General features: G+C 66.5%; 18 protein-coding genes. 4 read left to right on the forward strand and 14 right to left on the reverse strand.

Features of this window, described 5'->3' with window-relative positions; genetic code table 11:
* Window positions 1-317: 317 nt before the first annotated feature.
* From HMPREF3113_RS17645 to HMPREF3113_RS17675, 6 genes are all read right to left on the reverse strand, one after another.
* On the reverse strand, window positions 318-1,010 hold the full coding sequence (locus HMPREF3113_RS17645) for a hypothetical protein (protein WP_070474435.1): 693 nt from the start codon (window positions 1,008-1,010) through the stop codon (window positions 318-320).
* Window positions 1,011-1,041: 31 nt separating this feature from the next.
* Window positions 1,042-1,971 (reverse strand): energy transducer TonB, encoded by a 930-nt coding sequence (locus tag HMPREF3113_RS17650; RefSeq protein WP_070474438.1) that lies wholly within the window; start codon window positions 1,969-1,971, stop codon window positions 1,042-1,044.
* Between the two features lie 372 nt (window positions 1,972-2,343).
* Complete coding sequence (locus HMPREF3113_RS17660) at window positions 2,344-6,015, reverse strand: tubulin-like doman-containing protein (RefSeq protein WP_070474445.1); 3,672 nt, start codon at window positions 6,013-6,015, stop codon at window positions 2,344-2,346.
* 16 nt (window positions 6,016-6,031) lie between these two features.
* Window positions 6,032-6,475 (reverse strand): hypothetical protein, encoded by a 444-nt coding sequence (locus HMPREF3113_RS17665; RefSeq protein ID WP_026070152.1) that lies wholly within the window; start codon window positions 6,473-6,475, stop codon window positions 6,032-6,034.
* Window positions 6,476-6,499: 24 nt separating this feature from the next.
* Window positions 6,500-7,975 carry a hypothetical protein gene (locus HMPREF3113_RS17670; RefSeq protein WP_070474448.1) on the reverse strand — a complete coding sequence of 492 codons (1,476 nt, stop codon included), beginning with the start codon at window positions 7,973-7,975 and terminating at the stop codon, window positions 6,500-6,502.
* A complete protein-coding gene (locus HMPREF3113_RS17675) occupies window positions 7,972-9,420 on the reverse strand; it encodes a hypothetical protein (RefSeq protein WP_139146404.1) in 1,449 nt (482 codons plus the stop codon). Before HMPREF3113_RS17675 ends, HMPREF3113_RS17670 begins: the two co-directional genes overlap by 4 nt.
* Before the next feature lie 204 nt (window positions 9,421-9,624).
* Here HMPREF3113_RS17675 and HMPREF3113_RS17680 point away from each other — a divergent pair, with 204 nt between their 5' ends.
* Window positions 9,625-10,563: a lysozyme inhibitor LprI family protein gene (locus tag HMPREF3113_RS17680; protein ID WP_139146405.1), complete on the forward strand. Its 939-nt coding sequence runs from the start codon at window positions 9,625-9,627 to the stop codon at window positions 10,561-10,563.
* A 72-nt stretch (window positions 10,564-10,635) separates the two neighbouring features.
* Window positions 10,636-11,337 (forward strand): hypothetical protein, encoded by a 702-nt coding sequence (locus tag HMPREF3113_RS18835; protein WP_070474459.1) that lies wholly within the window; start codon window positions 10,636-10,638, stop codon window positions 11,335-11,337.
* Between the two features lie 15 nt (window positions 11,338-11,352).
* Here HMPREF3113_RS18835 and HMPREF3113_RS17690 read toward each other — a convergent pair whose 3' ends face one another.
* Both HMPREF3113_RS17690 and HMPREF3113_RS17695 read right to left on the reverse strand, forming a co-directional pair.
* Window positions 11,353-13,770, reverse strand: coding sequence for a S9 family peptidase (locus HMPREF3113_RS17690; protein WP_070474462.1), 2,418 nt, complete (start codon window positions 13,768-13,770; stop codon window positions 11,353-11,355).
* 169 nt (window positions 13,771-13,939) lie between these two features.
* Window positions 13,940-14,299: a DUF1428 domain-containing protein gene (locus HMPREF3113_RS17695; RefSeq protein WP_019185562.1), complete on the reverse strand. Its 360-nt coding sequence runs from the start codon at window positions 14,297-14,299 to the stop codon at window positions 13,940-13,942.
* Between the two features lie 671 nt (window positions 14,300-14,970).
* On the opposite strand from HMPREF3113_RS17695, the gene HMPREF3113_RS17700 reads away from it, so the two are divergent.
* Window positions 14,971-15,543, forward strand: coding sequence for an OmpO family porin (locus HMPREF3113_RS17700; protein WP_019185563.1), 573 nt, complete (start codon window positions 14,971-14,973; stop codon window positions 15,541-15,543).
* A gap of 132 nt (window positions 15,544-15,675) precedes the next feature.
* Window positions 15,676-16,101 carry an NUDIX domain-containing protein gene (locus tag HMPREF3113_RS17705; RefSeq protein ID WP_070474466.1) on the forward strand — a complete coding sequence of 142 codons (426 nt, stop codon included), beginning with the start codon at window positions 15,676-15,678 and terminating at the stop codon, window positions 16,099-16,101.
* 18 nt (window positions 16,102-16,119) lie between these two features.
* Here the strand turns inward: HMPREF3113_RS17705 and HMPREF3113_RS17710 are convergent, their stop codons facing one another.
* The 6 genes from HMPREF3113_RS17710 to HMPREF3113_RS17735 are packed head-to-tail and all read right to left on the reverse strand — an operon-like array spanning window position 16,120 to window position 24,982.
* On the reverse strand, window positions 16,120-17,223 hold the full coding sequence (locus tag HMPREF3113_RS17710; protein WP_070474469.1) for a sugar kinase: 1,104 nt from the start codon (window positions 17,221-17,223) through the stop codon (window positions 16,120-16,122).
* Entirely contained in the window at window positions 17,220-18,401 is a 1,182-nt protein-coding gene (locus HMPREF3113_RS17715) for a GDSL-type esterase/lipase family protein (protein WP_070474472.1), read from the reverse strand. The genes HMPREF3113_RS17710 and HMPREF3113_RS17715 overlap by 4 nt, the downstream gene beginning before the upstream one ends.
* Window positions 18,402-18,431: 30 nt before the next feature.
* Window positions 18,432-19,187, reverse strand: a complete 756-nt coding sequence (locus HMPREF3113_RS17720) for an SDR family NAD(P)-dependent oxidoreductase (protein WP_070474475.1) — start codon at window positions 19,185-19,187, stop codon at window positions 18,432-18,434.
* Between the two features lie 43 nt (window positions 19,188-19,230).
* A complete protein-coding gene (locus HMPREF3113_RS17725; protein WP_070474478.1) occupies window positions 19,231-20,523 on the reverse strand; it encodes an MFS transporter in 1,293 nt (430 codons plus the stop codon).
* Window positions 20,520-22,760 carry an oligoalginate lyase gene (locus HMPREF3113_RS17730; RefSeq protein ID WP_254665324.1) on the reverse strand — a complete coding sequence of 747 codons (2,241 nt, stop codon included), beginning with the start codon at window positions 22,758-22,760 and terminating at the stop codon, window positions 20,520-20,522. Before HMPREF3113_RS17730 ends, HMPREF3113_RS17725 begins: the two co-directional genes overlap by 4 nt.
* A complete protein-coding gene (locus HMPREF3113_RS17735; protein ID WP_254665325.1) occupies window positions 22,757-24,982 on the reverse strand; it encodes a polysaccharide lyase 6 family protein in 2,226 nt (741 codons plus the stop codon). The genes HMPREF3113_RS17730 and HMPREF3113_RS17735 overlap by 4 nt, the downstream gene beginning before the upstream one ends.
* Between the last annotated feature and the right edge of the window lie 92 nt (window positions 24,983-25,074).

The following is a 25,074-nucleotide window of genomic DNA, read 5'->3' on the forward strand; positions in this document are numbered from 1 at the left end:
GAAGGCCGTGACCAAGAAGACCGCAGCGGCCAGGAAGACCGTCGGCAAGAAGGTCGCAACCGCCAAGAAGGCGGTGGCCAAGAAGGCCCCGGCCCGCAAGGCTGCCCCGGCCAAGCGTGCTGCGGCCAAGCCGGTTGCCCGCAAGGCACCGGCCAAGCGCGCGCGCAAGTAAGTCGTCGTAACGTGCTGCTCCTGCCTGAGGGCGGGAGCGGCATGGTCGGAGCCATGCACTGGGCTCATCCCCAACCCAGACACGTGGGCGGGGTAATCATCCCCTCATGGGGAGACAGGGCGCCCCGAAGGGCACCCCGGTAACATCAGCGCGCCGCGATCGCGGCGAACTCGCGCATCAGGTGCTCGCCGTCATACACCACCTGGATCTGGTTGCTGCCCTTGTCCAACCGCTCGCCATTGACGAATACGTCGGTCTGGATGCTGTAGCGCCCCTGCGGCATGTTGGACGGGAACGTCACGGTGAAGGTGTTCTCGTACGCACCGCTGCCTGCACTCTCGCTGGCGACTTTCTCGGCGGTTTTGAAGGGTTCGGACTGGCCGGGTTCGTAAATCCGGATCTGTTCCTTGACCTCGCGGATCGGCTGCTGGCGGCCGCTGACCGCTTCGATGTTGGAGACGATCTTCAGCGGTTCACCACGCCGTACGCTGTTGCCGGGGAGGCTGGTCTGGTAATGCACGACCTCGGCAGACTCCGGCAGCTGCGAGTAGCGCGACCGGTAGTCCGACTCCACCTGGGCCGCGCTACGGGTGCGGCGGCTTTGTGCGTTGATCACGAAGCAGGCGGCGATGCCGGCCGCAGCGCCGACGTAGGCACCTTTCTCACCATTGACCAGCGCGCCGGCGCCGGTGCCCAGCGCGATCGCGCTCAGGCACTTGCCCCAGTCCGATCGGGTCATCTGATTGCCCGTGGTGCAGCCGGTAAGCGTGCCGGCGGTAGCGAGGCCGATCAACAGCACCTTGCCGAGCGAGGCGGGGGCGAAATAGTCCTTTTTCATGGTCAACACCTGGTGTGAAGTGGGGCGGGCATCATTCGATGGTGGTTTCGCGCATGACACGGTCGCGCTCCGCCTTTGCTTGGCGGATGAGCGACCGGGCAGCCGCTGAGTCGGGATTGACCTGCAGGGCCGATTCGCCCAGGGCTACGGCGACGTCGTAGCGGCCTTGCTGCAGTTCAACCCGCGCCTTGCTCAGCAGGCCTGCTTCCGGCGCCGCTGCCGGTGGCAGCGAGATCGTCGGCGCTTTGGGCGGGTAGCTGTTGTCAGGTTGGCGCAGGTCGGCCATGTCTGAGGCGGTGCCCGCGTCTGGGCTGAAGCTCACCTCCAGCTGCATCGTGCTTGCATTCGCCTGTCCCTCCCGGATGGCCGGTAGATAACGCCAGCGACGCGCTGCTTCCAGCGCAGCACGGTCCAGCGACCGCACCCGACTGGTGCGCATCACCGAAATGGCCGTCGCGGTGCCATCTTCGGCAACATCGATGCTGAGCAGAACGGTTCCGCGTGCCCCGGTACGCACTGCATCCGGCGGATAGCGCACGGGAGCGCGCTCGCGCGATGCGGCATCCACCTGTGCAGACCGGTCCGGGATCGACGAAGGTGGGGGGGGCGCCTGGGCAACCTCAGTGTGGAGGGGTACCTGTGCGGCGGTTGGCGCTGGAGCCGGTGCCGGTGTCGCTGCGCGGGTCGGGCGCGCGGGCTCGGCCTGCTTGGCAAGGTCGGCTTCCAATGCAGTCACCCGGACCTGCAGATCGCGCCAGTTCTCTTCACCCGGAAGATCGCGCTGCATGCCCAGCAAGGCGACGCGTGCACAGGCCAGGTCTGCCCGCGCGAGGCATGACTCCACAGCCGCACGATGCGCTTCGATGCGGCCGGCAGACACCGTTGGCGACGTACCTCGATCGCGCAGGAAGATCGCCCAGAACAGCCCGCCCAGGACCAGGCAGACCAGGACCAGCGGCACGCGTGAGCGTGGTCGTGGGCTCGGCCCGGGAGCGATCGGCGCAGGCGCGATCGGCGCGGGAGGCGCAGGTGGCCTGGTCGAGCGCTTGGGTCCCGGCGCAGATGCCGGTTGCGCAGCGGAAGGCGGAAGCGCTGCAGGGGCCGGTGGAGGCACGGATTCCACCACTGTCGGCGCCGCTGGCGAGGGTGTCGCAGGAATCGGGGGCGGCGGCATGACCGCCGCCGGGGCTATGACCGGCGGCGCCACGACCGCGGGCGCGGATACCCCACAGAACGGGCAGAAGCGTACCTGCCCGGGCAGGGGCTTCATGCACTGGTCGTTGACACAGATCGAGGCGGTGGCGCTGGCGTCAGTCATTACGGCGATACAGCCTCAGTACCCGGTGGGCGGCGGCGGGGGAGCCGGCGGTTGCGGGGCCGATGGGGCGGTGAACAGATGGCCCAGTTCCGGCAGTGCACCGGCCGCGCTCCACTCGATGCCTTCGCGCCAGAGCAGGCTGTTGCGGTTGATGTTGCCGGTGCCCACGAACTGCTGCAGCTGCTGGACCGTATATGGTCCCAGCGACTGGTTGTTGTAGCCGACGTAGTAGCTGTAATCGACCATCGGCGGCGGTGGCGGGGGTGCCCCGGGCAGGCTGCCCTGCGGCGGAGGCGGTGGTACCGCGCCCGGGGCAAGCCTCGCCGCGCTCGTGCCCGCAATGGACGTAACGCCAAGCATCTGGGCGAAGGCATCACTTACCTGTCGCTTCTCGCCCCGGTCGGTGGCGACCTCGTCAGCATAGACATCGGCCGAAGAGCCGGTGACCGGCTGCGTCCAGGCGTCGAACAATGCACGGGCGCGCTCTTCGATCCGGTCGGCTTCGTCACCGGCGGCCTGCACCAGCTTCTGCCGATAGTCGGTGGCCAACATCTCACTCAGCTTGTAGGGGAAGCGCTTCTTCAAGCTTTCGCGACCCTGCTGGTCCTCCTGCTTGATCGGCTTGTATGCCACGGTGGCGTAATGCCGGAACAGCTGGGCCAGCACAGCCAGCTGCAGCGGGTCGCGCACGTTGGCCGAGCGCTGGCGCAGCTGTTCTTCGATGTTGCGTTTGTCATTCCCGTCCAGGCCACTCTGCCGCACGGAGAATTCATCGCCGATGCTGAACCCGTCGCCTTCCAGCGTGATCTCATACTTGCCATCGGCACGACGCTTGAGCACCCCCAGGCCGAGGGCATGCAGGTATATCCTGAAATCCTCAGCGAACTGCCGGTACTGGCCCTGAGTGAACTGGATGGGCTGCACGAACTGGCTGACCCGCTTGTGGATGTGCAGCGGAATACGGGCCGCCTCTTTGCGGTAAGCCGCCTGATAGGTCGGCAGTGGCGTGAGTGCCGGAACCGGGAAGCCAGACAACTCGGTGAAGCAGATCAGCTTGCCCGGAATGCCGGATTCGACGAAGTCGATCTGGCTGGCGGTCATGCCGGTGCCCTGCGGTACGGCCTGCTCCAGCATCGCGCCGTACTGGCGCCGGAACAGGCGCGCATCCTTTACGCCGACCAGGCAGGTGTAGCGGTCCTTGGAGATATCAAATCCACCGTTGAGGTTCAGCGGCACCCATGGCATCGCACGCTGAAGCAGCAGGCGGAACGTCTCGCGCAGCTGCTCGGGCGTAAGCGCGGCCAGCGCCTGCATCAGCGGATCGGTCTGGGTTCGGGCATCGACCTGGGGCAGCTGTGCCACGGCCTTGTTGCGCAGCTTGCCCAACACTTCCTGCGCGCCGTCGTCGCTGAGCAGCTTCTGGAACAGCGTCTGGGAGCCACCGAAGTCCTTGAATGCTTCCTTGGCCCATTGCCTGAACTCGGCCGGATCGATTGCCGGCTGCTCTTCGTCCTGCGGTGCCTTGAGCGCGATCAGGGTCGCATGCTTCTCGGCGATGGCCGCCTCGATCTTGCCGATGTCACGCTCGACGTGCAGCAGCAGGGACTCAACCGACTGGCGACCGTCCTGCAGGCGCCCGACGAAACCACTCCAAAGCGGGCGACCGTGGGCATCGACAGCTTCCTTGACGCCGAGCCAGCCCGAGACGTCGCGCAGCAGGTTGGCGGCTTCGCGCGAAGCGACCGAGCGCACGTAGAACAGCAGGCTGTCGCGGATCGTTTCCTTGATCTGCGCCAGTACGGTCTCGGCCTGCTTGTCCTTGCCGCTGATCCGCGCAAGCAGACCCTTGCCGGTGGTCTCCTTGAGGCGTTCGAACTCGCGCGCAAGCTCGGCGTTCTGCAGCCTCTCGGAAATCTCGGCGAATCGCTGCGCATTGCGTTCCAGCGCAGGAACGATGCCGGTACCTTCGTTCTCGAGCCGGTCCTTGATCATTTCCACCAAGGCCAGCGTGTAGTCCAGGCCACCGCGCTCGTCATCGTCCAGGCGCCGGAAGATCTGCGCCGGCAGTTCAGCCTCATCGGTAATCGACAGCAACACCCGCTGGCGATTCTCCTTGATGCGGACTTCGTGGTTGCGGTCGGCGCTGTCCACCCGGTTGCCCTTGGTATCGCGCTCAAGCTGCTTGATCACATCCTGGACGTGCAGCGGCCATTGGTCGCGGTCAGCGCTGCCGTGCATCAGCTGCTGGAAGGCATTCTCGACTTTCTGTTCGATCTGCGCACCGATGCTGGCGTCGCCGGTCACTTTCAACAGATCATCAGCGACCTGGTAGTGCGTGAACTCACCGTTGAGCGTGGCAAGATCGCCGCGGGAGAGGAACTGCGGAATATCCGTAAAGGTGCGTGGCACGATCGCCAGCTGCTCACGCAGGAAATCATCGCGTTCTTTATCAGTGGGGCGGTTGCCCGGGGCCTGGATATTGGCGATGCCGAAGAACGCCTTGAGCATCGCCTGCACCTGGCGGTTCATGCGTACGTTCTGGCGCGCTTCCACCTGGGTATCAAGCACGGCCTGGCCGACGCCGGAGTAGCTCGCGGTGAAACGCAGTTCCGTATCGTCACCATAGTCCTGCGGCAGCGGAACCGAATAGGCGCGGATCTTGTGCTGGTTCTGGTTGACGGCCACAGAGCGCTTGCGGTTGGCGAAGTCCTGGGAGGTGAAGTCGGTGAAGAAGACATCCGAGAGCATCTCGTAGATGTCTTCCTGTTCACTGGTCTTGGCCATCGCCACGTTGGTGTTGTCGACGATGTACACATCGTCGTACGGGCGACTGTCGATGTGCAGGTTGTCCGAGGCATCCCAATGCTTGACCAGGACATTGCCGCGCAGTGCAGTCTCAAGCTCCATCAACGCGGCGTAACCGTTGGCCTGGATGCGGTCGGGGTTGGTGGTGGTGATGAAGCCGCCGGGAAGGACCATGTACAGGTCGACCTTGCCCTCGACATTCTTCTCCTTGAGGATCGCCTTGGCCAGGTAGCCCATGTCCAGGAACGAGCCGGAGCCCGTGCCGCCGGCCGCCGAACCGGTGATGACCACCCGCACCTTGCCCGGCTCCACTTCCAGTCCCAGCTTCTTGAGCTTGTCCGCACGCGCGCCGATGTTGCTCAGCAGCGTCTCGATCTTGTCGCGCAGCTTGTCCCGGATCACCGGATACTTGTCGAAGAAGTACAGGCGGGACAGCGCACGGATCTGGCCTGCGCCTTTGCTTGGATCCACGCCCAGCAGGCGGATGCGCTCGGGCGTGAGCGGGAACCACTCAGCTACTTCCCGATGACGCCGCAGCTCGTCGTCGGACTGGGTGTACTTGTTGAGGTCCAGCCGCTCGATGATCTTCTCTTCTGGAGTGAAGGCGACCTGCTCGGCCAGTACGTCGGTCTTGACCGACTTGCCGTCCTGGGTGACCTCACCGGCATCCAGATCGAAGTTGATGAACTGTGCCACCGGGAAGTCGGCGACGTTCTCGACCTTCGCGTTGCCGCCCCAGATCGCATTGAGAATGCGGCGGCGCAGACGGATGTTGACCTTCATGCCGGTGCCGCCGAGGGCGATGAACAGCGTCGGACGGATCTTCTCGGTTACCTGCGGCGGCTGACCGGGCAGGGAGGTACTTTCGGTGGCATCGTTCATGCGGCGGACCCCTGGATCAACGCTTGGCGGAGAAGGTGGCGAGCCAGGCGATCAACGACACGCCGGCCAAGGCGCTCATCGGCACCAGATACAACGGCGCCAGGAACCGCCCGGCGTTGACGAAGGCCAGCACGGTCACCGTGGCGACCGCCATCAGACCGATGAACAGGAACCAGCCCGACGCATTGGCACGACTCGGCGCGACGCGCTCCTTGACCCGCCAGTTGGCATAGGCGTTCTTCACCACGAAGAACACCACGGCCAGCACCAGCAGCACCACACCACCAATCAGCGCATCGCGGCTGCTGGTCTGCTCGCCGACCTGGATGTCCCAGTCGCCGGTGAAGGTCGCAGTCGGCTGCTGCGTTCCCGCGGTCGTCGCCGGTGCGGTCTGTTCGGACGGCGTGGCGGTGGCCGGCTGGTCGGTCACTGGCGCTGGGAGGGAACTCTTCTGGCTCATGCTCTGTCCTTGGCGGTGAATCGTTTAGTTGATGCGGATGGATGTATCAGGTTGGGCCCAGCTCACGCGAGGCTTGAACGCGCCGCGACGGACCGTGGCAACATGCGTGCCGTTGGCATCGCGCACCTCGGTAGTGGTGAACGGTTTGAGCCGCAGGTGCTGGGGTTGATCGTCGATCCAGACCGTTGCTTTGCGCGCGCCGGTCACCAGCACGAGAAACAGCAACGCCCCGATCAGGGCGAGCAGGCCGCCGCCATAGACCACCACGGCAGGCCACACCGGGTACTGCACCCGAAGCAGCAGCGGGACCCGTGTGACCGAGGCATTGGCCGTGACCGGAGGAAGGAAGACCTCCGGCAGCGCATCCCCCGGGAAGAGGTCGGCCATGTGCGCGCGGAACTGCGGCGATACTTCCAGCTGCTGGTTATCCAGGTGGATATCGATCGCCCCGCGCCGTTCATAGCCGCTGCGTAGCAACACCTCACGCGACCACTGCGACGGCAGGGGGGGCAGCGACAGGCGCAGGGTCAGCGGATCACTCTGTTTGCCTGGATCCAGCGCCTGCAGCGAGTGCGTGGACATCTCGCCCTGCAGGCCGATGGCTGGCGGCGTCACCAATGACGTGTCAGCGCTGACGATACGGTAGGGATTGAACAGATTCTCGAACCGGCCCTGCACCTGTGCAGTGCGCACCTGCGTGCTGGCGTCGAACGACAGCACGAGGGTGTGGCCGTCGGGGGCGAGGCCAGCGGCGATGCCCGGCGAATCTTTCACACCCGTCGGGCTGAAGCGCACGGCCGCTTCGTTCAGTGGCTTCAGGCGCACATGTCCCTCGGGAAGCAGTGCGGTCAGGGCTGGTTGCGCGAGTATCGCGTCCAGCGCGGCCGAGGCCGGTTCGCCGTAGGCCAACGCGTACAGCATCAAACCGTTGGCGCGGTAATGCTTGCCCTGTACCGGCATCTTCAGCGGAAACGCAGCGATCCGGCTGATGACATCCTCACCATGCAGCAGCTCGTAGAACTCGCGATTGCGAGCCACGACCTCGGTACTGTTGTTGGGGCTGTTCTTGTTGTTGGTGACGATCCAGATGATGCCCGGGCGGCCTTCCAGGCCCACCTCGATCGCACCGAGCAGCGCTTCCTTGAAGTCGGTGTCGGCCAGTGCGCCGCTACCTTTGTGCGCCATCTGCAGGCGCGTCATCGCCTGGGCGAGCCCCGGGTGGTTGCCCGGTCCGCGATACACCCACTCCGGCGAGGGGTGGGTAGCATCGGACTGGTTGAACGCGCCCACCACGACCTCTCCGTGGCCAGCCGCCGCCTGGGCCAGCTGCGCAACAAGCGGCTTGAAAGGGGAGTCGGCATCGACGTAGAACGGCTCCATCCAGCCGGAGTTCTGCACCAGGACCGCCTGCCGCAGCTCGGCCGCCCCGACAGTCGTAACGACGCTACTGACCAGCACCACCGCGACGCCCAGCAGATGCTTCAACACGGACCCGGTCATTGCGGCAGGCTCCAACGCAGCAGGGTGCCGCGCGCGTCCACCCACAGCCACAGCGCGTCATCGTGAACGAACCACTGCGCGTTCCAGGGTGAGGGCGTGTCCATGGCATAGGTGTGTGCGCGACCACCAATCTGCTCCAGGCAGAATGTCGCATGCACGGTGGCCTGGCTCTCGAAGAATGACAGCAGGCTGCGCTGCTGCGGAAGCGGGGCGTGGAGCGACAGCATCAGCTGCGGTTCGACGACGTCCAGAAACGCATAGACCACATGGCTCACCGTATACAGGTCATGATCGAACTCGTCCCACGGGCGCTCCAGGCGCACGTTGAACTGAAAACTGGTACGGCCGGTGCTGGTGGATCCGCGCGGCGCGGCGCGCTGCTCGGGCAGGGCGGCGTCCAGCCGGATGACGATCCATTTTTTGTCCCGGGTGTCGTACAGCAGCTGCCAGAAGCCTTCGCCATCGCGATACGGAGGCCCCAGAACCGGGTTGGCCTGGTAGCCCTCGGGCCAGCTCTGCCAGCGGGCGGAAGCGTCGCCCTGGCCGTCCAGACGCACGCTCAGCACTCCCTGCGGGCCGATCCAGAACAAGCTCCGGTGCGCCGGATCGCTGATCGGCGCCGAAAGCACCTGCAGGGGCGCGTCCAGCATCAGCAGCTGCTGCTGCCACGCTTCACCGGGCCGACGGATCGCAAGGCCCCATCGGCCCTCATGTTCCTGTGGCACGAGGGCGATATCGTCCAGCAGGCCGGGGGCACCCAAGGTGCGGCCGACAGCGCGATCGATCTGGTAGCTCAACGTCATCGCATCGACGCTGACGCAATCGGCACCTGCGTCGGTCGCCAGGATCATCTGATGGCCATCGTCGCGCGGCAGCGTCAATGTCGCATTCGCCCATGTTTCAAGATGGCTGCGGCCGAGTGAGACACCGCGGGGTGCCAGCGTCACCCAATGGCGGTGACCGTTCTGCCACAGCGAAAGCTGGCCGGAACGGCTCGCCGCGAACAACCCATCGCGATGCCCACCAGCGCGGCTGGTGAAGAAGAACAGACCACTCGGCTGCGGTGACTTGATCACCTCGGCGGCGTCCTGCATTGACTGGCCGCTTCGCTGCAGCTGATCGAACAACGCTTGAAGCGTTGAGGGTAGCGGGGCCGTCACGGCGGCGGTGCAACTGCGTCCGCCGTCATCCCCGCCAAACGGGGTCCGCCACTGCTGCACCGGGCGCCGCGCAAGCCGTTGGCCGGTAAAGGGAGAAAACAGGAAGCTGCCCGGCAGATAACCACCATCGGGCATGCGATACGCGCCAGACAGATAGTCCAGATCGCTCAGTGTAGGTGGAGGCACGGCAGTGCCGATGGCGACCAGAGAAAATCCGGTTCCATCCTGCACCCACGACTCATTATCCAGGTGCCAATGGGCACCTCGTTCTGCTCCGGCGGCCACGCCGTCCCCCTGTATCCTTTCGCGGGCAAGGATATCCTAAAGTCAACGGCAGGGAACAAACGCCTGCGCATGGAGTTTGTAGGGAAACTCCTGACGTGACGTATTCGGCCTGATCTCGCATTATCGCCCGCGCATGGAGGAGTATGTCTGCGGAATGGCGGCTGTCGCAGGTCATCAAGCATTGGACGCATCAGGGGAAACGCATTGAAGAAAATTCTGTTGGTTGTGCTGGTAGTCGTGCTTGCTGGTTGCCAGCAGGGTCGGGCGATTCGCCTGGACATGCTGGCGATGGAGTTCCGATCCGAGTGTTTCGGTGCGGGGGCGACGACAAAGTGCGTTGCCATGCGCGTCAAGTACAACGTCGCTGCCACGCAGTTGATGCTTGATCGCCTGGAAGATGCCTACGCACAGATTCCCGAGCAGGATCCGCAGGCCTATGCGGCTGCCCGGCAGGCACTGCAGCGTGTGATAGACCGCAATGAACAGGATCGCCCCGGGTGGTGGCGGCGTATTGTGATGAACAATATCGAAGTCACCTACGGCCTGGCGGCGGGCCAGTTCCTGGTGACGCCCAACGAACTTTCGGAACTTGCTGCTGTGGCTGCCGAAAACGAGAAGCGGCGACGTAACGTGGCTGCGGCCGATGGCCTCCCCAGGGAGGTCAGCGTGCCAGAGCTGAGCGACGTCGATCCCGACTCCGAAGCGACTCCGATGGCGGCGACGATCGATGGCTTCGACCTGGGCTCGGAATCCACAGTGTCCAGTGATCCGCAGCGTGGGCCCGCTGCCGTCGAGCGGATCGCAGTACAGGCCGAGCCTGCAGATGAAGGCGGCTACGCCGGCATGATGGCACGCATGGCCCGGGAGGCTGACGAAGCCGCGGCGCGGCCCAGCTTCGACTGCGCGCGGGCGAGCCATCCTGCCGAACACCTGCTATGCACGCACCCCATCCTGGCAGCGCTGGACGTTCGCATGGCGCGCGCCTATGCCGATGCACCTGCATGTGGGGGTGACCGGGTCGCATTGCGCACCGATCAGCGGCAGTGGCTGCAGCATCGACGCAACCAGTGCAGCGATGCGGCCTGCCTGGAAGACGCCTATCAGGCCCGGATCGTACAGCTGGAGCAGTACTGCACAGGTTGAGCATGGCGCCGCCTTGACGATGCCGCGCACACGCTCTTGCTAATCTGGCCGTTGGCTTCTGGAAGCATTCCAATGCGCGGACTCGATTTCAGCTCCTGGCAGGACATGCTCTCGACCCTGGTCGGCCTGGCGGTCATCACCCTGATCGGTGTCGGCATCCGGCTGCTGGTCATGCAGACCATGCAGCAGCGCCGCGAGCGCGAGAACCGGCAGATCAACGAACGACTGCGCACGCTGATCGCGGCTTACAAGGTCCTGGGTGGTTCGTTCACCGGCACGCTCGATGTCGATCCTCGCCATCGCCGGGATTTCCGCGCGCTGCCCGACGGCAGCGAAGCCGGCGATGCGCTGCACCTGCCGGCGGAGGCCGAGAACGGTGGCGAGCGTGCGCGGCGGATCCGTGATGCGGTGGAAGCGGCCCTGTCGGACATCGTCCTGCTGGGCACCGACGAGCAGGTGCGCCTGGCCGCCCACGCCGCCAACGAGATGGCCCAGGGTCGCCTTGTTCCCACGGCCGAGCTGGTGGTGTCGCTGCGCGACTTCATTCGTCAGGCGCTGGATCTGGATCCGATCCCGGCCTCGGTCACCATTCCGCGCCAGGGTCCCGCAAGGCCCTCGGCCGGTGCGAAGGGCAAGGGCGATGCGGGTGACAAGGGCGGTGGAAAAGGGGGCGGAGGCGGAGGGATGGGCGGTGGAGGCGGGGGTGGCATGGGAGGAATGGGCGGTGCTGGCATGGGGGGCGGAGCGGAGGATGCCGCCGATACCCATCGCTGAGCGAGGCGCGTCACCTCACGGCGAGGCGGCCGCCCCGATCCGGTAGGGCGGTGGCGTCGCGCCCATCAGATGCGTGACGAAGTAATCCCACATCCGGCGCATGTAGTAATCGTCGTTGCGGAAGAGTTCGTGGTCCTGGTTGGGCAGGTAGAGCAGGTCGTAGTCCTTGTTGGCCAGCGTGAGGGCGCGCGCCAACTGCAGGGTCAGCGCCGGCATCGCGTTCTCATCCAGGTCGCCGTAGACCAGCATCAGCCGACCCTGCAGGCGATCGGCCAGTGCATCGTTGGCCAGCGGCTGGAACAGCGCTGGCACTGCATCCGGTGCTGGGCGCACGGCGGTGCCGTCTGCATAGACCGGCTGGCCGCCGACCAGGCGGTCCATGCCGTGGATCGCGCCGCCGTACATGCCCTGGAAGCTGTGGCTGCCGGCCGAAGCCACGCCGACTTTGTAGAAGGTCGGATGACGCAGCAGCGCACGCGCCGCACTGTAGCCGCCGAAGGAATGCCCATAGATGCCGACCCGCGTCAGGTCCATGCCCGGATAACGTACGGCAAGCGCGCCGATCGCCGCGACGTGATCGTCCAGCTGCAGATCGGCCGCGCTCAGGAAGCTGGCATCGTGGAAAGCCTTGGAACGTCCGGGTGTGCCACGCGCATCGATGCTCACCACCACGAAGCCGAGCTGGGCCAGGCTGGAGCGCGCGACGGGGTTCATCGTCGCGGTGGCGTCGACGAAGCCCACCGGGGTATTGGTGATGTGCGGTCCGCCGTACATGGCATCGATGACCGGATGCCGTCCGTCCTCGCGGTAACCAGGCGGCAGATAGACCGTGGCCTGCAGTTCGGTGCGTCCATCGGCGGCCAGGACACTCACCCGCTGCGGTGGCGTCCAGCCGGCGGCGCGCACGGCGCGGTCGTCGCCGCGCTCCAGTTCCAGCACGACCCGGCCATCGGCCGTTGAGCGCAGCACGCTGACTGGCGGCTGGTCCACCCGCGAGTAGCCATCGACCACGTACGCCGCCGAGGGCGACAACAGGTGGGAGGGACGCCCGCCCATGAGCACACCGGTTCCGCCATCGATCGCATGATCGGCCGCTTCAGGTGTGAGAAGGACCGGCGCCCCACCATCCAGCGACACGCGGTACAGGCGTCGTTGATACGGATCACCCGGCTCGCGCCCGCCCGCAGTGAACAGCACCTGGCGACGCACCTCATCGACGCCGACCACATCGCGCACCAGCCATGCGCCCTTGGTGAGCTGGCGGACCACACGTCCATCGCGTCGATCGACCAGGTACAGATGGCCCCACCCATCGCGCTGCGAGAACCAGACGATGCCGTCGTCGTGCTGCAGGACGTGCACCGCCGGCCGGTTGTAGGGATAGCTGTTGAGCTGCACGCGGGTATTGCTGCGCTCCTCCTGCACGGTGCGCACGCTGCCGGTACTGACATCCACCTCGACCAGACGCAGCCGTGCAGGGTGGTCATAGCGCGCGATCGCCGTATAGACCTTGCCGGCATCGGCCGACCAGCCCAGCACGCCGGCTTCGGTCAATGCATGCCAGCCCGCGGGAACGGGGATGCTGCGTGTGGCGCCATCCACCTCGCTGACGAACCACGCATCGCGGACCTGCTCGACGTCGCCCAGCAGGCCCAGCCGTACTTCGTGCACGACCGGGCGGAAGCCGGTGGCCGGCGCGGTGGCCAGGTAGGGATAGGGCAGGACGCGGCGTTCGTCGTAGCGCACGCCGAACAGGCGCTGGCTGTCCGGAGACCAGGTCACCGCGAACGGTGGTATCTGCATCCGGCCTTCCCGGCGCGGAATGCCGCGCAATGCAAAATCGGGCAGTACCCCATAGCCGTACGAAGGCTCACCATCAAGAGTGAGCGCCCGTCGTTCGCCGTCGGCGCCGCGCCGCAGCCACAGATTGTCCTGCTCGACCCGCACGCTGTGCCGACCGTCAGGCGCAGGCAGGTCGCGCGGATCGGCGGCAGGCGATAACTGCACCTTGCACGGCATCGGCAGCGTGCATGCCGCCACCCGCTGTGCGTCCACGCGCAAGGTAATCCGTAGTCCATCGTCGCCGCTGGCGACGCGGTCCACCTGCTGCATGACGTTGCCCGGATCAGCGACCCCGGCAGCCTGCAGCGCCGTACGCATCACGTCGTCGTCAAACAGCGCCGCGCGCGTGGAGCCCACCGGATCGACCAACACGTAGCCGGTGCGGCCATCGTCCTCCTGGCGGGCATACCAGAAGCGGCCGTCCTGCAGCCAGCGCGGCGCGACGCTGGCATTGCGGACCTTGCCGCGCAGCTGCTGGTCGAGCACGCGCTCGGCGCGCTGGTACTGCACCAGGCCCGGCGCCTCGGCCCCGGCCGGTGGGCTGGTGATCGCGGTGACCGCCACGCCGAGAAAGAGCAGACAGTGAAACATCCCCGAACGTGGTGCGGCCATGCGTATCGCTCCCTGATGACGGTCGCCCGGCAGGCGGCATCGTCATCATGGCGCGCGCTCCTGCCAGCCTGGAGCACCGAGCATGCCGGTGCTCCAGCGCGCACTCAAGCGGCGCTGCGGCAGCGTGTGCGCCCCTCGGGGCCCCCGCTTACTGTGTCAGTTCCACCACCGGCACGAAGCCACCGTAGATCATCCGCTTGCCGTCGAACGGCATCGGATTGTTCTCCGGGTTCATCCGCGGGTCCTCCATCATCTTCTGCATACCGGCATCGCGGGTGGCTTTGTCCGGCCATTCGATCCACGAGAACAGCACGGCTTCATCGTCCTTGGCCGCCACCGCGCGATGGAAGTCGGTCTGCTTGCCATGCGGGACATCGTCGCCCCAGCACTCCACCACGCGCAGCGCGCCATGCTCGATGCAGATCGCATCGCCCATGTGCGCGTGTTCCAGGAATTTCGCTTTGTTCGCGGTCGGCACGGCAAGTACAAAACCATCGATGTAGGCCATGGCAGAGCTCCAGATGACGCGCCGGGATGGGCGTCTTCAAGACATACGACGAACCGGGGGACGGAATCTCGACACTGCGCCCGCTGGCCTTTGCGGCCAGTGAAGTTGTCCAGACGGGTCATGGCGTGAACAAATTCAGCATCCGATACGTCCTTTCGGGCTGCCTTTGGGACAAATGTCAGAAAAGTCTGAGTCATTGAGGGGAACATCCTGATAGTCCAGCTGACGCATTCAGCTCATGATGGCCTTGCCGGGCAGGACGCCCCACGGCGCCCTGCGGTCCAACGCCCACGGCACGGACCTCGGTGCATCCAGGAGGATGGACGCGTTAGCCGATAACTCCCCAAGAGCGGCTTCCCCAGCGCGTGACGCCCCGAAAGGGCACCGTCGTGACCAGAATCCTTTCCGGCCCCGTTCACCTGCGCGGCGCGCCTTCCCCTTTGCATGACGCCCCCGCGTGATCCCCGCGGCAACGGGCGCTCACGCCGTCCTCGCCTGGAAAAACTCACGCGCGTATGCCAGAGCGCGTCTGAACGCCGCCCCAAAATTCACTTTTGTGGACGCGGTCAACTTCAGGGCGGGTTGTGTCGAATAACGGAGAATTTACATTCCCGATGCAGTCCGGCCTCCATGCCGGGTGCAAGTAGTCCAAGACATAAAGGTGTACCCCCATGAAGACTTCGTTGATTGCTCTGGCCCTGGCCGCCGCCCTCCCGTTCACCGCTTCGGCGGCTGAAGGCCTGTCCTACAACTATGCTGAAGCCGACTACGTCAAGACCGACGCAGATGGCGGCAAGGCCGATGGTTGGGGCGTGAAGGGTTCCTACGCCTTCCACCCGAACTTCCACGCCTTCGGTGAGTACAACCAGCAGAAGACCGACATCGGCGACTTCAAGATCGACCAGTGGCGCGTGGGCGTTGGCTACAACCAGGAAATCGGCAACAGCACCGACTTCGTGGGCCGCGTCGCCTACAACAAGTTCGACCCGAAGGAAGGCCAGGACTTCAACGGCTACAGCGCTGAAGCCGGTATCCGTACCGCCTTTGGCCAGCATGCCGAAGTCTATGCCATGGCTGGCTACGAGGATTACAGCAAGAAGCACGGCGTCAATCCGGATGGCCAGTTCTACGGCCGCCTGGGTGGCCAGGTGAAGTTGAACCAGAACTGGGGCATCAACGGCGACATCAAGATGGATCGCCATGGTGACAAGGAATGGTCGGTCGGCCCGCGCTTCAGCTGGTAATCCCAGCGTGACCGCATCGCCACGCGCCTGACCGGCGTGGCAGGAAAGGCCCGGCATTGCCGGGCCTTTTTCGTGGGCGCGATCCAGGCACGGGGCCCGAGGGATAATGAAGCACCGCCATGGAGATGCCCGATGCCCCCGTCCTCTGATCTGCAGCACCCCCGCCTCGGCTGCGGCGCCGTCATCCAGCGCGCCGATGGCGCGCTCCTGCTGGTCCAGCGCGGGCGTCAGCCCGAACAGGGCCACTGGGGCCTGCCCGGCGGCAAGGTCGATTGGATGGAGAAGGTCGAAGATGCCGTGGTGCGCGAGGTGCAGGAGGAAACCGGGCTGCGCGTCGCAGTGACGCGTTTGCTGTGCGTGGTCGACCACTTCGAGCCGGCATTGGGGCAGCATTGGGTGGCCCCGGTGTATCTGGTGCGTGCGCTCGACGCGACCGTCGCATCGGTGAAAGAGCCCGAGGCGTTGCTCGGGCTGGGCTGGTTCATGACGGATGCGCTGCCGGCGCCGCTGACGCTTTCTGCGCGGAAGGCCCTGGAACACCTCTCGATCGCGAACTGAGCTGCACCGTGGCGGCGCTCAGCGCCGCGCCGCCGCCCCATCGCCGCGCGCCACGGCCTCCACTTCCGCCAGGCTGGTGACAGCGCAATCGCCCGGCGTGGACATCGCCAGCGCGCCATGCGCGGCGCCCAGGTCCACCGCTGCCTGCTCGCCCTTGCCGCCGAGCAGGGCATGCACCACACCGGCCACGAAGGCGTCGCCACCGCCGACCCGGTCCAGCAGGTCTACTTCGCGTGCGGCGGAGACATACAGTTGCGACCGGGTGCGCAGCGCGCCGGCCCAGCCGTGGCGGGCGGCGTTGGCGGCGTCGCGCAGCGTGAACGCGACCGCCTGCAGCGCCGGGAACTGCGTCATCGCGCGCACGGCGGCTGCCTCGGCCGGACCGACATCCATCGGCGTGTGGCGGCGACCGAGATCGCTCAGGTCCATGCCCAGGCATGCGGCGAACGAATACTCATCGCCGATCAGCAGATCGCATTCGGCGGCGATGGCGCAGTTGGTGTGCCGCGCGGCCTCCGGGTCCGGATGGCTGTTCCAGAGGCTGGCGCGGTAGTTGAGATCGTAGGAGACCGCCACGCCGTGCCGGCGCGCAGCACGCACCGCCGCAATCGCCGTCGCCGCGCTGTGCTCGGACAGGGCGGCGAAGATCCCACCGGTATGCAGCCAGCGCACGCCGTGCTGGCCGAACAGCGCGTCCCAGTCGAAGGCCTCCGGCTGCAGCTGTGAGGCCGCCGAGTACGCGCGGTCGGAGATGCCAAGCGGCGCACGCGCCCCGAAACCACGCTCGGTGAAGTTCAGGCCCATGCGGGTGTTGCGGCCGATGCCATCGTAGTCGCGCCAGAGGATCTGGCTGGCATCCACGCCACCGGCCTGGATCAGCTGCTGGGCGAGCAGGCCGAGCTCGTTGCGCGGCAGGGCGGTGAGCACCCCGGTGCGGTGTTCGAACGTGCTGCACAGGCCACGTGCCACGTTGTACTCGCCGCCGCCTTCCCACACGGTGAACTGGCGCGCGCTGCGGATCCGGCCTTCGCCGGGATCGAAGCGCAGCATCACTTCGCCCAGCGCCAGTGCGTCCCAGCGCTGGCCGTTGTCGGGCGCAACGACGAAGCTCTGGGCCGTCATCGTACGGGGCACCCGAGCAGGGCCAGATCGATGCCGTCGGCCATGCGCCGGTAGCCTTCATCGTTGGGATGCAGGTGATCGCGGGTGATGGCCTCGGGCAGGTTCTCCGGGTTGGCCGGGTCGCGCAGGATCCGGTCGAAGTCGATCAGACCATCGAAGCCGCTGCGGCCACCGCGCATCCAGGCGTTGAGGGTGGTGCGGGTGGCGGCCGCGATCGGCTCGTAGCGGTCCGAACCACCGAACGGCGTGATCGTGGCGGCGATCGGGCGGATGCCGTTGCTGTGCAGGCGTTCGGCGATCTGCCGGTAGCCCAGCACCATGTCCTCGGCGTTGCGGCCGGGCACGGGTGGGGTGCCGCCGTCGTGGCGGATGTCGTTGATGCCTTCGAACAGGATCACGCGGTCCACGTTCGGCAGCGCGATCACATCGCGATCCAGCCGCGCCAGCGCGCTGTGGCTGCGGCCATGGTCCATCACCTTGTTGCCGCTGATGCCGGCGTTGACCACCACCACCTGGTCCGGGCAGGCCTGCTGCAGGCGGGCGGACAGCAGTGCGGGCCAGTCGCCGTTGCTGCCGCGGGTGGCGGTGGCGCCTTCGGTGATGGAGTCGCCCAGGGCCACCACGACGATCGGCTTGCGGGTGCGTTCGGCCAGCACGGCCGAGACCACGTTCTGCCGGTAGGCGAGTTTGACCGCATCGCCGACCGTGGCAGCGCGGCCCTCGGCAATGCGCAGCGCGGTACGCCGGACGGCCGGGCGGGTGGCATCCGGGAAGTACACGGTGAGCGAGACGTCGGCCAGCGCCGGTGCGGTGATCGCGACCGGGTCGCTGAGCAGGGCGGCGCCGACCGGCACCACGACATCGCCACGTCCATTGAACGTGACCGGCCTGGCCGCGGTGGCGGTGCCGGTGAGGTGGGCCGAGGCACTGCCGATACGCAGCGGCGCCTGGCCGAGTTCATTGCTGATGCGGAAGCGCAGCGCCCTGGCCGAACTGGCCAGGCGCATGTCCTGGCGCACGGTCTGGTTCGCGAACTGCATCGGGGCCTCGGGGGTGCCATCAAGACGGTCCGGGGCCGGCGAGGCGGTCCAGGCCGGCACCCAGACCTGGGCCTGGGCGGGCAGCGCCGCAGCGCTGGTAGCGAGTGCAAGAGAGAATGCAGTGATCCAGCGCAGCATGGCGGCCCTCCCAGGCGGTCAGCGGGTCAATCAGGAGAAGTAGGTGCCGCCGTTGACGTCGACGTTGGCACCGGTGATGAAACCGGCGGCGTCGGAGGCCAGGTACACCGCGGTATCGGCGGCTTCCTGCGGACGGCCCTGGCGGCGCAGCGGCGTATTGCCGGCCACGGCAGTGCGTACTTCCGGCTTGGTGAATTCATCATGGAAGCGGGTGGCGATCATGCCGCAGCACAGCGCATTGACCCGGATGCCGCGCGGGCCCAGTTCCTTGGCCATGGCGCGGGTGAAGGTCATCACGGCGGCCTTGGCGGTGGCGTAGATCGCCGCACCCGGGCCACCGCCATCGCGCCCGGCCTGCGAGGCGAAGTTCACGATCGCGCCGCCTTCGGGCATGTGCGGTACCACCGCATGCGTGGTCAGGTAGACCGAGCTCATGTTGAGGTCCATCACCTTGTGGAAGAAGGCCTCATCGATTTCGGCCAGCGGACGGCGCTGGACCATGCCACCGGCGACGTTCACCAGCACATCGATCTGCGGGCCGAACGCAGCCTGGGTCGCAGCAACCATCGCGGCCACGGCCTTGGCATCGGTGACATCGGCGCGATGCACGATTGCGGTGCCGCCCGCGGCTTGAACCTGCTTGAGGGTCTCCTGCGCGCTGGCCTCGTCGTTGGCGTAGTTGATGCAGACCTTGGCACCGGCCGCGGCCAGCTTGAGCGAGATCTCGCGGCCGATGTCACGGCCGCCACCGGTGACGATCGCCACCTTGTCCTTGAATTGGGTCATGAAGTACTCCTGTGATGCGTTGGGGGAAAGGGAAGAAGAGGGCTCAGCGGCGCTCGACCGGGCTGTGGATTTTTTCCACGCGACCGGTGACCAGCCACAGCGCCAGCAGGGAGGCCGGCACCAGGGCCGCCACCAGGATGAAAATCGGTGCGTAGGAGTCGTGGGTCATCGCCGGCACCAGCCAGGTGGTGATCAGCGTGCCGGCCACCGCGGCCATGCCGCCCAGGCCGGCGACCGAGCCGACCGATTTGCCGCTGAAGATGTCGCCGGGGAGGGTCTGGATGTTGCCGATGGCGATCTGGAAGCCGAACAGCACGAAGGCGATGGTCACCACGGCCCAGACCGGATCGGTGGCCAGCACCGCGCCCAGCAGCGCCGGGGCCATGATCGCGCCGCCCAGGGTGATCACCACCTTGCGGGCCTTGTCCACGCTCCAGCCGGCGCCGATCAGGCGGCCGGACAGCCAGCCGCCGCCAAGGCTGCCGATCATCGCGCCGACATACGGTACCCAGGCGAAGATGCCGATCTGCTTGATGTCGAAGCCGAAGGTGTCGGCCAGATAGAGCGGCAGCCAGGACACGAACAGCCACCAGATCGGGTCCAGGAAGAACCGCGAGATCAGGATGCCCCAGGTCTGCCGATGGCCCAGCAGCTGGCGCATGCTGGGCACGTACTCTGGGACGGGCACGGCCGGCTGTTCGGTGGGCGCATCCAGGATCAGCGCACGCTCGGCCGCGCTCACCCAGGGGTGCTTGTCCGGGCCGGCGCGGTAGATGATCAGCCACGGCAGCAACCAAATGAAGCCGATCGCACCGATCAGGATGAAGGTGCCGCGCCAGCCCAGCCACAGGAACAGCACGGCGATCAGCGGTGCCGACACGATCGCACCGATCGACGCACCTGCATTGAACACGCCCTGTGCCAGCGCACGCTCACGCGCCGGGAACCACTCGGCATTGGCCTTGACCGCGCCTGGCCAGGCACCCGCCTCGCTGATACCGAGCATGGCGCGCACGATGCTGAAGGACAGGATGGAGTGGGTGACCGAGTGCAGCGCGATGGAGATCGACCACACCGCGATCGACAGCGCAAAGCCCAGGCGCGTACCGATCATGTCGAACAGGCGGCCGAACACGAACTGGCCGGCGGCATAGAACAGCATGAACACCGTGACCAGCAGCGCGTAGTCTTCCTTGGTCGCGCCGACGTCCTTGGAGATCTGCGGCCACATCACAGCCAGGGCGTTGCGGTCGATGTAGTTGATCACCGTGGCAATGGCGATCAGCGCCACGATCAGCCAACGGACATAGGTGCGGGCCTGCGTGGTGACCTTCATTTGCCGTCCTTGCCGGTGCGGGTGCCGGTATCGAAGCGCTTCCAGCCACCGTCCCAGCGCCAGCTGTGGCCGCCGCCGCTCACTTCATGCGACCCGCCCTTGGCCGGGTCATCGGCGATGCCCACGGCGAGCTGCTTGCCGCCGGCCAGGTCGAGCACCAGCACGTCTGCATCCTTGCCGCGGTAGTGGGTGAGGCGGTCGATGCGGCTGTTGGCGCCCCGCACGGTTTCGGCGGTGCCGTCGTACTGGCCGTGCGGTTCGAGCACGCCGTAGAACGTGGTGGCGGCCTGGCCATCCACGCGCTGCAGCAGCATCGGTTCACGGCGCAGGTTGAACGAGGGATCATTCGCACCGCTCTCGCCGATCAGGGCGCGCGAGGGCGCGGTGCTGGCGAAGCGGTAGGTATAGAAGCGGCCGTCCAGCAGCCAGGTCAGGCTGCGCGCGTCGCGGGTCGGCTCGCTGGCCGCATCGATCCACACATGCTGATAACCGTTGGCCTTGCCCAGCACCGGACGTGCGGCCACCGCGGACTGCGTCTTGAAGCCCACGTCCATGATGTGCCCGTTGAAGTGCAGCGGCAGGTCATAGCGCGCGGCCTTGCTGCCGGTGACACGCAGCAGATCCAGCACCACCGGCTCGCCGAGCGAGGGGTGCGAGAGCAGTGCCTGGGTACGGGTGAAGCTGACCCCGTCGTAGGCGCCCTCCATCCGTGCCGAGGCGATCTGGGTGTCGTCGCTGACCGCGAACAGCAGCGGTGTCGGCGCCAGTGGCTGGCCCTTCTTCCAGTCGCCGCCGAACTGGCTCTGTTCGTTCACCACCAGGGTGTTGTGCGCGATGGTCTGCCGGGCCCAGCTGCTGTTCTCCGGCAGGTAGATCCCGCCGGCCTTGGCCTCGATGTTGAGGAAGCGCGCCGCGCCGTAATCGGTCACCACGCGCTGGCCGTTGTCGTAGAACAACCAGTTGAGCTTGTCGAAGTGGCCGTGACCCATGCCCTGCTTGGTGTTCTTCATCACCAGCGCCTGGCCGTTCTCGCCGCCCATGCGCAGGATCGCCAATGCGCCTTCGGTGCCGTCCGGGCCATCGCGCAGCTGGGTCGGTACGAAGGCAAACGGCTTGGCCTTGTTCTCCGCCAGTGCCTGGGCCACCTGCAGGCCTTCCGGCGAGAGCAGCACGCGCTTCTGTGTTTTGGCGACGGACAGCAGGCGGGCATCACCGGTCTGCGCGTAGGCGATGTCGATGCCGGCCACCAGTTCCTCGGTGTCCACGCCCTTGTCGAGAATGGCGTCGTTGATCGGGAAGAAGTAGCCGCCGTAGCTGCTCTGCACCAGCGCATCGACCGCCTTGAGCAGCACGCCGTCGCGACGCTTGAAAATTCCGCGTTGCGGTTCGTTGCGCTCGATGGCATTGGCGAACAGGATGAACGGGGCCAGCGCATAGCGCTGGTAGTACGGGCCTTCTTCGTAATATCCATCCGGCGAGAACAGCTGGTCGACCTGTTTGAGGAAGCCGGCACTGCCATCGCGCTTACTGCCCTGCAGGGCCTTGTCGACGTAGCTGGCATCGCGCAGCACGTAGCCGGTCATGCCCACCGCAGCGACCGCCCAGGTGGCGTGGTTGTGGATCTTGTCGAAGTTCTCCGGTGTGCCGGACAGGAAATCGGCCATCGCGCGGAACACGTTGTCGTCGATCGTCGTGCGGTCGGCGTCACTGAGCGTGTCGCGGATCGCGTCGTAGCCCTGCGCGGCGCTGACCAGCCACACCGAATCGTTGAGCGTCTGCCAGAACAGCCGGCCGGGAATCTGGCCGCGGCCTTGCGGGTGCGCGCCCAGGCCCGGATAGAGCTTGGCGTAGCCCAGGAGCAGGTCGCGGGCGAAGGTGGCATAGGCCTTGTCGCCGGTCAGGCGATACAGCGCGCCGGCGGCCTGGATGGCCTGGTAATTGCGCTTGTGCTGTTCGTGCGTGTAACCGCCGCCCTTGTCCTTGGGCATCGGCACGTCGATGCCGGCCTTCATCATCGCGCGCACGCGCTGTTCGGCGCGCTGCTGTTCCTTGGCGAACAGCGGCGAACGCGCACCCTCGGCACGCATCTGCGTCCACTGCGCGGCGGTGACCAGCACCGGTGCGGTGGCGGTTTCTGTCGGCGCCTGCCGGGCAGCGGGTGCGGCCTGTGCAGCGGGCAGCGCGGCCCCGCCAAGCGTGGCGGCGAGCAGCAGCATCAAGGGCGGGGCGTGATTCATGGCAGGGCCTCAACAGGGGTATCGGACAGCAACGGCGCGGTGGCCGTCAGCGGGTTGTCGCCCATGCGCAGGGTTGGTTCCCCGACGCGATGGCTGAAACGGATGCGGCCGCTGCGGTCGAAGCGGTTGTCGCGGATGCTGGCGAACTGCACGCCATGCAGGCGCAGGCTGGTGTCATCGGCCACCCCGGCCTGCTCGAACTGGTTGCCGTGCACCTGCAGCGCCGGACCGAAGGTGCTTTCGTCGGTGCCGCCGCGATACAGGTTCACCACCGGCCCGCCGATGCGGCGGAACGTGGAGTCCAGCAGATCGACCTGCTCGGCGTTGTAGGTGCCCAGATCATCGGTTTCGGCGGCCGCGGCGATCACGCTGCCGGTGATGTCCTCCACCGCGACGTTCGAGAGCGCGATCCGCGCGGCCAGGCTGCCCTTGCCGGTGGCGATCACATCGAAGGCCTTGTTGGCGGTCAGCCCGTGCACGTGGCTGTCTTCCAGCAGGAGCGTGTAGTTGAACGCCTGGCTGCCCGGCGGCACGCGGATCACCGCATTGCCGGCCGCATCCGGTGCGAGCGCACCGTCGATGTCCAGTCGCGCCAGTCGCAGCGAACCGCCCACACTGATCTCGAACAGGCTGGGCCGCGAGAACTGCACGCTGGCCTGGCCACGCGCGGGACCTGCCACGCTCAAGGGATGGTCCACCGCGAGCACCTGGCTCACGGTGTAGCGGCCACGCTGCAACTGCAGCCGGTCGCCCGGGGCGCTGGCTGCCACGGCGGCGGTCAGGGTGTCCTCGCCCGGCGCGACCGTGCGTACCGCGCCGCTGTCCAGGGCGGTGGTGGTCAGGGTCTTGGGGTACCAGTCCACGCCGACCTGGTCGCGGGCGATCGGGGCCAGATCGCGCGGGGCCCCGGCATCGAGCGCCGCGGTGGGGTAGAGCAGGCCGTTGGGCGCGCGCTGCAGGGTCAGGGAATGGCCGCTGACACCGCCGGGGAAGCCGGGCGATACGGCCGGGCTCTGCACGTTGCCGGCGAAGGTGATGCCGGAGAGGTCACCCTGCGCGCGCAGCAGCTCGCGTTTGCCATCGCCGATGAAGAGGTTGCCGGCGATGCGGCTGTTCACCGGCATCGCGTTGCGCTCCTCATCCAGCCCCGCGCCGAGCAGCACGGTGCCGACCTGGATGAAGCTGTTGCGTTCGATCACCGCGTGATCGATCTGCTCGTAGCGGTTCAACGGCGCGTCGTGGGTACCGGCCATCACACTCAAGGCCGCGGCGAAGTTGTCGCCGGCGATGCCTTCAAAGTAATTGTCGCGCACGGTCTGGTGGCGGTTGATCACACGCACCCCGCCGGTATGCGCCTTGCCATGGCCGAGGAACACATTGCGTTCGACCCGATTGCCGTGGCCGTGACGCAGCACCAGCGAGCCGCGCGAGTCTTGGAAGACGTTGCCCCGGTAGATGTTGCCGCCGGACTTGTTGGAGACGATCTCCACCTCGCCATCGCACTGCTCGAACCAGTTGTTCTCCACCACGGTGCGCGAATCGGACTGCGAATCGTGGCTGGTGCCGATGCGCATCGTCTCGCCGCCGTTGGAACCGAGGTTGGGGCGCGGGCCGAACCAGTTGTGGTCGATGCGGTGCTGGTTGTCCAGGCCGCTGGTGGCGTTGCGCACCACCACCAGGGTGGTGCCCGCATTGGTCTTGCCGACCAGCTGGTTGTGGTCGAAGCGGTTGTGCTGGCCGTACAGCGCCACCCAGTGATCGGACTGCTGGCGATCCGGCTTGTTGTAGCGGTCGATCACGATCCCGGTCACCCGGCTGTGGTTGGCCCACTCACTGGCTGACCGCCGGAACGACACCACTTCGCCACCCGGCGCCCAACCATCGCGGAAGACGAGGTTGGAGACCTCCAGGTGCTCACCGGCCAGACGCAGCTGGGACTGGCCGCTGAGAATCACCTTGCCGGGGGTCTGCGCCGTCAACTTAATTGGTTGACCAATTTTGCCGGTTCCCCGGAAAAGCAGGTCCACGTCCCGCCAGACGCCGTCCGCCAGGATCACCGTATCGCCGGGGGCGAGGGCGCGTACGGCGGTGGCATAGGCAGCAGCGTCGCGCACCAGATAATCGGCCGCCACGGCAGGGAATGCCGCTAGGGACAGGCTCAACAGCAAGGCCTTGGCCATGGGACGCCGCGCCAACGGCGCCTGCGAGTGTTGCAAAGTCACGGGCTTACCCTCCCAGATGGACCGTGGCGACTGACGCGAGCCACGATCCTAACAGGTTGCCGTGCGCGGACGTCAACCACAATCGCATACCA

This window comes from Stenotrophomonas sp. HMSC10F06, from assembly GCF_001807865.1.
GTDB lineage: Bacteria > Pseudomonadota > Gammaproteobacteria > Xanthomonadales > Xanthomonadaceae > Stenotrophomonas > Stenotrophomonas bentonitica_A.

Coding starts and splice junctions, on each gene's coding strand:
- HMPREF3113_RS17695 (WP_019185562.1), bottom strand. CDS start 14,299: ATGGCCTACATCGATGGTTTTGTACTTGCCGTGCCGACCGCGAACAAA.
- HMPREF3113_RS17665 (WP_026070152.1), bottom strand. CDS start 6,475: ATGAGCCAGAAGAGTTCCCTCCCAGCGCCAGTGACCGACCAGCCGGCC.
- HMPREF3113_RS17660 (WP_070474445.1), bottom strand. CDS start 6,015: ATGAACGATGCCACCGAAAGTACCTCCCTGCCCGGTCAGCCGCCGCAG.
- HMPREF3113_RS17690 (WP_070474462.1), bottom strand. CDS start 13,770: ATGTTTCACTGTCTGCTCTTTCTCGGCGTGGCGGTCACCGCGATCACC.
- HMPREF3113_RS17730 (WP_254665324.1), bottom strand. CDS start 22,760: ATGAATCACGCCCCGCCCTTGATGCTGCTGCTCGCCGCCACGCTTGGC.
- HMPREF3113_RS17645 (WP_070474435.1), bottom strand. CDS start 1,010: ATGAAAAAGGACTATTTCGCCCCCGCCTCGCTCGGCAAGGTGCTGTTG.
- HMPREF3113_RS17705 (WP_070474466.1), top strand. CDS start 15,676: ATGCCCCCGTCCTCTGATCTGCAGCACCCCCGCCTCGGCTGCGGCGCC.
- HMPREF3113_RS17725 (WP_070474478.1), bottom strand. CDS start 20,523: ATGAAGGTCACCACGCAGGCCCGCACCTATGTCCGTTGGCTGATCGTG.
- HMPREF3113_RS17700 (WP_019185563.1), top strand. CDS start 14,971: ATGAAGACTTCGTTGATTGCTCTGGCCCTGGCCGCCGCCCTCCCGTTC.
- HMPREF3113_RS17720 (WP_070474475.1), bottom strand. CDS start 19,187: ATGACCCAATTCAAGGACAAGGTGGCGATCGTCACCGGTGGCGGCCGT.
- HMPREF3113_RS18835 (WP_070474459.1), top strand. CDS start 10,636: ATGCGCGGACTCGATTTCAGCTCCTGGCAGGACATGCTCTCGACCCTG.
- HMPREF3113_RS17670 (WP_070474448.1), bottom strand. CDS start 7,975: ATGACCGGGTCCGTGTTGAAGCATCTGCTGGGCGTCGCGGTGGTGCTG.
- HMPREF3113_RS17710 (WP_070474469.1), bottom strand. CDS start 17,223: ATGACGGCCCAGAGCTTCGTCGTTGCGCCCGACAACGGCCAGCGCTGG.
- HMPREF3113_RS17715 (WP_070474472.1), bottom strand. CDS start 18,401: ATGCTGCGCTGGATCACTGCATTCTCTCTTGCACTCGCTACCAGCGCT.